The organism is Roseburia inulinivorans DSM 16841 (assembly GCF_000174195.1).
Lineage (GTDB): Bacteria > Bacillota > Clostridia > Lachnospirales > Lachnospiraceae > Roseburia > Roseburia inulinivorans.
This window is the reverse complement of record NZ_ACFY01000092.1, coordinates 1-1,496: the sequence shown is the minus strand read 5'-3', so window position 1 is coordinate 1,496 and position 1,496 is coordinate 1. Positions and strand designations below refer to the sequence as shown.

General features: G+C 38.4%; 2 protein-coding genes. Both read left to right on the top strand.

The window, feature by feature from the left end:
• The first annotated feature begins 214 nt into the window (after positions 1 to 214).
• Complete coding sequence (locus ROSEINA2194_RS10235) at positions 215 to 616, top strand: HTH domain-containing protein (RefSeq protein WP_007886408.1); 402 nt, start codon at positions 215 to 217, stop codon at positions 614 to 616.
• On the top strand, positions 616 to 1,496 hold an 881-nt coding region (locus tag ROSEINA2194_RS10230), incomplete at its 3' end, for an IS3 family transposase (protein WP_007886407.1). The genes ROSEINA2194_RS10235 and ROSEINA2194_RS10230, both read left to right, overlap by 1 nt.

Here is a 1,496-nt window from a genome sequence, read left to right as displayed (position 1 = left end):
ATTAAAATGTACCCTATAGATTGGACAGATTGAGTTTTTAAAACCCTTACCATTAGACAGTAAGTTTTAATGAAAACCCTTAAATCTATACAATGAGTTTACAGGGAACCCTTAACTTCGGACATGGTTTTGATGAACCCCTTCATTTTGGACAAAATCGCTTTTTGACTCCGATTCAGATTGTTATTACAATAATAATGAATTGGAGGAAATTATGGCAAACAGAAAGTTTACAGAACAGGAAATGCTCACACTGAGAAATAGCAAATATGTGCTGGATGTATCACCGAGCATTGTACATTTCTCGGCAGAATTTAAAAAACTGTTTTGGGAGGAACTGTCAAAGGGCAGGCTTCCACGTGAGATTATTTCGACTCTTGGGATAGATCCAAATATCTTGGGGGATTCCAGAATAAATGGTCTGAAAACCATGATTGGAAATGAAGTAAAAAAGGGAAATGGTTTTCGAGATCTTAACACCTATGCACAGGGCTGCAACGGATATCTTTCGGCTGAAAATCGGATAAAATATTTAGAAATGCAACTGGCATATAAAGATCAGGAGATTGAGTTTCTAAAAAAAATTGTATCTTTAAATCCGGAGGCTCCGGAATAATGAAAATACCAGCCCATGCAAAGTATCAGATTATTTATGATACCATGCAAAAAAACGATAATCTATTGAATGTAGCTGCCATGTGCGAAATTGCAGGAGTATCCCGTTCGGGATATTACCATTATCTCTCAACAGAAGACCAGCGAATGGAAAGGGAGGAACAGGACAGACAGGATTTTCTTCTGATTCTGAAAGCATACCAGTACCGAGGATATCATAAAGGTGCCCGTAGCATATATATGAGGCTGTTACACATGGAACCGCCGATAGTGATGAATATCAAAAAAATCCGGCGGTTGATGAAGAAGTACAACTTACAGTGCCCTATCCGCAAGGCAAATCCCTATCGGAGAATGGCAAAAGCAATGGCAACTGCATATACCGCACCCAATATAGTAAACCGTGAATTCGAGGAACACGGACCAAGAAAAATTCTGTTAACGGATATCACGTATATTATAAATGGAAAAGCACCCCGGTGCTATATGTCGACAATTATAGATGCCTGTACCAAGGAACTGCTGTCATGGGTTCTCAGCGAATCACTAGAAATTGATTTTGTATTAGAAACAGTAAAGCAGTTAATAGAAAAACATGGAACTGATTTAAGCACAGAAACATTAATACATAGCGATCAGGGTTCCCACTATACCAGCATTAAATTTATCCAATTGTTAAAGGATAACGAACTGAGACAGTCTATGTCACGTAGAGCAAACTGTTGGGACAATGCTCCTCAGGAATCATTCTTTGGTCATATGAAAGATGAATTAGATCTATCAGAGTGCCACGGCTATGAGGAGATATTAAACGCAGTTAGGGATTGGACAGAATATTATAATACAGAACGTTATCAATGGGACTTAGCAAGGTTGTCACC